This is a genomic window from Methanoregula sp., from assembly GCF_028712425.1.
Classification (GTDB): domain Archaea; phylum Halobacteriota; class Methanomicrobia; order Methanomicrobiales; family Methanospirillaceae; genus Methanoregula.
The window spans coordinates 75,931-82,399 of sequence record NZ_JAQTQD010000012.1; the positions used below are offsets into that span (position 1 = coordinate 75,931).

Genomic DNA, 6,469 nt, shown 5'->3' on the forward strand with positions numbered 1-6,469 from the left:
GGGAGGGGGATCCCCGTCACACATTCCGGTACGTGTTCTCCGGCACATGGATCTCGAACCGTGCTCCCTTCCCCTCAACACCTGTTTCGCTGATTGTCATGCCGGTGGTGGAAAGGATCTCCCGCGCAAGGAAGAGCCCGAGACCAGTGTTCTTGCCATATCCCCGCTCGAAGATCTTCTCCTTCTCGGCTGCCGGAATACCGGCCCCGTTGTCCTCGTAGGTGATCATAAGCCCGCTGTTATCCGGGTGCGCGGCCAGCCGTATCTCCGTGACCTTCCCGCCGTGACGGAGCGAGTTGTCGACAAGGTTATGGAATACCTTCTCCAGCATCATGTCGGAATAGATCTCCACGTCCCCAAGCTCACTTTTCAGCTGTACAGACTTTGGGACCGAGGCCGTTGCGAGAAACTTTTCAGCACTCTGCCATTCAGGTTCTTTTGTCCCAAGGTTCTGGTACAGGCGGGTAAACTCCACCTGCTGCCGGATGAATGTGATGCTCGGGGCGATCTTTTCGATGAGCGCCGGGTAATCCGGGGTGGCGCCCTCCCGCTTTGCAAGCGCAAGGTGCCCCTGGATTATTGCGATCTTGTTGAGGACATCGTGTCGTGTTATCCCCGAGAGGAGGCTGAGCTGCTTGTTTGTGCGCAGCAGCGTCTCCTCCATCTGTTTCCGCGCCGTGATGTCGCGGATGGACACGAGGAATGCGGGCGCATTGCGGAAGACGATCTGCCGGCCGATCCCCTCGATCCAGACCCGTTTTCCATTGGTCGTGACTGCCATGTAATGTACCGGGTACCGGTCACGCCCCTCCTTCACGTTTATAAGATCCTGCCTGACGGCATCCCGTGCTTCCGGGACAACGAATTCCAGGATGTTTCTTCCTTCTTCCGAACCTCCTGTTCTCCCGTCCTTGTCAGGAGCAACCAGCACCTTTGACGCCTGGTTGGCAAAGAGGATGCTTCCTTCCCGGTCGATAATGAGGATTCCATCGAGCGAGTTCTCGACAAGGGTCCGGAACTTCTCCTCACTCTCCCGGAGCGTCTCTTCTATGCGGCTGCGTTCGATCTCGGCAGCGGCTTTCACCGCCATGATGTCGAGGATGTCCCGGTACCCGGCCGGGGATTTTTGCGGGGTGCGGAAGAACGCGGAAAGAACTCCCATTGTCTTACCGGTGGAATCCCGCAGGGGGGTTCCGATATATGCGGAAAACCCGTGTTCGATAACAGCTCCCGCCTCGGGGAAGAGCTGCATAAGGTTGTCGCCATAGAACTGGAATCCCTGTTCTGTCACGGCATTGCAGGGGGTTCCCGGCAGGGAGCAGGAGAATGCAGCGACACGCTTCCCGTCGAGGATCATGGAGCGGGCCCCGAGTGTTTTCCGGTCCGGTGACACTTCGCTTAAGAGAACACAATCGGCACGTAGCCAGGCGGCAACGTTCCCGGTGATCGTATGGAGGGAATCTACGCCGGTAGTGCCGACCATGCTCTTCACCAGCGTGTTGAGGGCTGCTTCTGCCTCCTTCTGCTGGTTGATGTTCTCAATATTGGAAAGAATGTGGGGAACGCCGTTCATGAGGATGACGGTTGAGGTGAAACGGCAGATCTGGACCTGGCCGTTTTTTGTCACGCACCGGATCTCCATGCCCTGGACACGGCCCCCTTTCCGGAGAGCAGAGGCAAACCGCTCGTATTCCTCACTATCGGCAAAGATGCGGATCTCGCTGGCGGTCTTCCCGATCACCTCCTCCCGGCTGAACCCGGTGTTTTTCACGAACTCATCGTTGACGTCCACGAACCTCCCATCCCTTGCAGAGACCAGCGTCATCGAAACCGGGCTGCTCCTGAAAAGCATGGAAAGGCGGCTCTCGGATTCCCGCAGGACGTCCTCTGCCTTCCGCCGCTCGGTGACATCACGCATGGAGACGAGCATGGCAGTGCTTCCCTCAAAGCTGATCTTCTTGCCAATGCACTCGACCCAGATCTCCCGCTTTGTTGCCGTGATGAGCTTGTAATGGACCAGGTAGGCATCGATCCCGAGGGCAACCTGTGCAAGATCCTTGAGCACCGCGGGTTTCGATTCCAGGGCAATGAGGTCCATGACATTGAGCGTGCCGATTGCCGACCGGTAATCGTCAATATCGACAATCCGGCCAGCTGCCATGTTGGCAAAGAGCAGCTTTCCCGTGAAGCTGACGATAATGATCCCTTCCAGCGAGTTCTCGACCAGCGCACGGAACTTCTCCTCGCTCTCCTTAAGTGCCAGCTCCATCTCCTTCCTTTCGGTGATATCGCGCAGGATGCCGGAGAGACCAATAATCTCTCCCGATGCGTCGTGGATTGGTGCCCCGTTGTCCTCAAGCCAGTGGATATTCCCGGCCTTGTCGCGCATCTTCAGGGGGGTGACCATGGGCTTCCCGGCGGCGAGCGTCTTCTCCAGGTCGGAAATCGCGTTTGACACGGTCTCAGCATTGAGGAAATCGGTGAAGGGATGGGACAGGACCTCTTCCGGGCTGAACCCGTATCTCGCGATCTGCGGGCCGACATGGGTGATGATGCCATTCCTGTCCATCATGTAGATCACATCGGTCGTGGACTCGGTCATGAGCCGGTATTTCTCCTCGCTCTCCGTTAGCGCCTGCTCCCGCCTGTGCAGCTCCTCGTAATTGGTCCGGAGTTCTTCCTCGGTTGCGGTCAGTTCCTCGTAGGCGGCATGGAGGTCCTCGTTCTTGCGCACGAGTTCTTCTTCAACCCGCTTGAGCTGGGTCACTTCAGCGGTCACGGTGAGGCTTGCAGACCGGCCTCCTATTCTGAGGGGCACCGTTGAGAAGCTGACATGGACCCGCCTGCCTGCTTTTGCCGTGAGGGCAAGGGGGACGTTCTCGATCTTGCCGGCAAGGACTGCACGCGAGACTAGTTTTGCGGCCTCGGGGATGGTGAGGAGCCCGAGTTCAACAGGGTTCTTGCCAAGGACCTCCTCTTCAGAGAACCCGCTGATTTTTAAAAATGCCGGGTTGACAGCAATGAATTTCTGGTCGGGCATGCTGTTGATGGCAATCGGGTAGGGACTTGTGTCGAAGATGTTCCGGAATTTCTCTTCGTTCTCCCGTATCACGGACTCGGTCTGCATCCTGTCGGTGATGTCCCGGAGCGAGATGAGGATGGCCTCCTTCCCCTCAAACGTGATGGATTTCCCGATGCTCTCGACCCACCGCACCCGGTGGAGCGCGGTGACGATCTTGTGTTGCGCAAGGAAGCCGTCAATACCCTGCGCAACCTTCGAGAAGTCCTGGACCACCGTCTCCTTTGAATCCGGTGCGATAAAATCGAGGACGTTCTGCCTGCCGATTACCTCCAGGTACTCCTCCTCTTCGATGAGGTTTCCGGCAGCCTGGTTGGCAAAGAGGATCAGCCCGGCCGGGTCCACGATCAGGATCCCGTCCAGCGAGTGCTCAACAAGGGTCCGGAACTTCTCCTCGCTCTCTTTTAAGGCCTGTTCTGTCTCCCTGCGGTGCGTGACGTCCTTGAAGATCCCGCGGGTGTACTGGGGTTTCCCGTCGGCGATCTTACAGCTGGCAAATCCCTCGGCATAGACCTTCCTGCCGTCCTTTGCCCGGAAGATGACATCGATGATGCCCATGTCCTCCCCTTTGAGAACCTGCGGGAAAACGGCCATGCAGTGTTCCCTGCTCTCCTCATGGATGATGTCGAAGAGCGAGAGGGTGGGCAGTTCCTCCTCCCGGTAGCCAAGGGTGTCCTGCCATTTTTTGTTGGTGAAGAGGAACCGGCCCTGCGGATTTACGCTCTGGATCATGTCGCTGGCATTCTGGAGGTCATGGAACCGCTGCTCCTGCTCGGCAAGGGTCAGTCTCGCCCTCCGCATCTCGATGGCCCGAATGACGACATGCCGGAGTTCGGCATAGACAGCTTCGGCATCGCATCCTTTCTGGAGATAGAAGTCGGCCCCGTTGTTCAGGGCTTCGATCACAACCTCTTCCCTGCCACGGCCGGTGAAGATGATGAACGGGAGGTCGCCGTATTCAGAACGGACCTGCTTGAGAAAGACAATGCCGTCTGTATCCGGCATCTCGTAATCGGAGATGATGGCGTCGGGACGCTGTTCCCTGAGGAGGGCCAGGGCTTTTGCGGCGGAATCGCTCGTCCCGACAGAAAATTCCCCTGTGGTCTCCAGGAATGTTTTGCCGAGCTCAAGGAGGTCGGCGTCGTCATCGACATACAGGATGGTATACGGCGGGGGCACACAAACCTCTTGTTCTTGTTGATGGATTACGGATCTACACCTGCTTTTAGATATAGGTATTGCTATTGCCGGTTACCGTTATATCGAATTATCTGCACTTGAAACCGAAAAAGGGGCCATATTACGTGTTTACAGTACCACTCCCCCGTTCTCTGCTTCCGGCTTTCTGGTGCAGGATGGTATCCGGAACATGGGGGATGCCAGCCGGATCCCGGCCGGGATGGTGGTTTCTCTTTGCGATCCAGCCGGAGGAACTCTGGAATGTTTTTGTCCAAACGTGCGTGCGGACAACGGCATCGGATGCTGCGATGCTGGGGTACGGTGCCGGGTCGGATTGTTGCGATGGAGCAGGGCTCTCTCCTTCCATACACCACATCAGGATAATTTCGGCAGGCATATTATCGTAAAAATAAAAAATCCGGTCAACCAGCGTGGAAAATCGATCTCCCATCATTCAGTAATACGTGCAATCCACCAGCCATCACCAGGAACTGCAGCATCCTCCCGTTTTTCCGTGTTGCATGGCAGGATTGATCAGATTGACGGGGAGTAACGACGAACACTGCAAGCCTCTTATCCGGAACAGCCCGCGTGAACCCGGCCGGCGGGGCATATCCGTCCGTATTCCGATCCTGCCAATGGCAGTCATCCTCACGCTCATCCTCTGTATCGCACCCGGTGCCGGAGCGTCGATAGCGCTTCCGGCAGTCGCGGATCCGGGGCTGATCACGGTGCCGGACCCCCTGCCCGGAAGCCCTGACTCCCCGCTTGCGTTCCGGTACGATGCTGCAACCGGGACATGGCAGGGGCAAAATACCGTGCAGCGTACCGATATTGCCGTGACAACGGACGGTCTGGTTCTCCTCGCGTCGCCCAACGGGACGGCAGTACTGCGGCTTGCGGGTATCGGGCGTGAGAGCCTTGCGGATTTCCCCGCAGGCACCATCCGGGCGGACGGGGACCGGCTGGAGATCGGGCGGGGCACCGCAACGGAGTGGTACGTGAACCATGAGACCGGGATCGAGCAGGAGATGACGCTCGGTGCCCGCCCGTCCGGTACCGGGGATCTCCAGATCGCGTTCGACCTCTCCGGCGACCTCCGCCCCGCACTCCTTGCCGGGCAGGTCCTCCTCCTCTCGGACGGGCATGGCCCCGTGCTGACGTATGGCGGGCTTGTGGCAACCGACGCGGGCGGGAACGTGCTCCCGTCGGAGATGGTCCTTGACGGCACCCGGCTCTTCTGGCAGGTGGATGACCGGGACGCGGTGTACCCGGTCTCTATCGACCCGGTCATTGCCCCCGCTTCATCTGCAAAAGTGCAGTTCACCGGCGGTGCAGCAGATGATGAGTTTGGAATTTCTGTTGCGCTGTCTTCTGACGGGAGCACGGCGCTTATTGGAGCAGATTATAACAGCACGGCCGGGGACTATGCCGGAGCCGCGTATGTGTTCGAGAAGAAGGACGGCACGTGGGAATCAGGGGCGACGGCGCGGTTCACCGGCAGTGCAGCAGATGACGTGTTTGGGTATTCCGTTGCGCTGTCTTCTGACGGGAGCACGGCGCTCATAGGAGCAGTTGATAACAGCACGGCCGGAGACTATGCCGGAGCCGCGTATGTGTTCGAGAAGGGCGCCGGGTGGGAGTCAGCATCAGCGTCAGCAGCGACGGCGCGGTTCACCGGCGGTGCTAAAAATGACTCCTTCGGGTGGTCCGTTGCGCTGTCGTCTGACGGGAGCATGGCGCTCATCGGTGCACCTGGAAACGACACGGCCGGATCCAATGCCGGAGCGGCGTATGTGTTCGAGAAGGGCGCCGGGTGGGAGTCAGCATCAGCGTCAGCGGCGATGGCGCGGTTCACCGGCGGTGCAGCAGATGACGTGTTCGGGTATTCCGTTGCGCTGTCGTCTGACGGGAGCACGGCGCTTATTGGAGCATGGTATAACAGCACGGCCGGATCCAATGCCGGTGCAGCGTATATATTCGAGAAGGACGGTGTGTGGAAGGATGCGTCAGCGTCAGCGGCGACGGCGCGGTTCACCGGCGGTGCAGCAGATGACGTGTTCGGGTATTCCGTTGCGCTGTCTTCTGACGGGAGCACGGCGCTCATTGGAGCGGTTGATAACAGCACGGCCGGGGACTATGCCGGAGCCGCGTATGTGTTCGAGAAGGGCGCCGGGTGGGTGTCAGCGCCAGCGTCAGCGGCGACGGCGC

The 6,469-nt window shown here is 58.8% G+C and carries 3 protein-coding genes; 1 reads left to right on the top strand and 2 read right to left on the bottom strand.

The features are described from left to right. Positions 1-16: 16 nt before the first annotated feature. A complete protein-coding gene (locus PHF39_RS08235) occupies positions 17-4,258 on the bottom strand; it encodes a PAS domain S-box protein (RefSeq protein ID WP_300222830.1) in 4,242 nt (1,413 codons plus the stop codon). A gap of 121 nt (positions 4,259-4,379) precedes the next feature. Next, positions 4,380-4,655 (bottom strand): hypothetical protein, encoded by a 276-nt coding sequence (locus PHF39_RS08240; RefSeq protein WP_300222832.1) that lies wholly within the window; start codon positions 4,653-4,655, stop codon positions 4,380-4,382. Between the two features lie 142 nt (positions 4,656-4,797). Here PHF39_RS08240 and PHF39_RS08245 point away from each other — a divergent pair. Continuing rightward, a partial coding sequence (locus PHF39_RS08245) for an FG-GAP repeat protein (RefSeq protein WP_300222834.1) occupies positions 4,798-6,469 on the top strand: 1,672 nt, incomplete at its 3' end.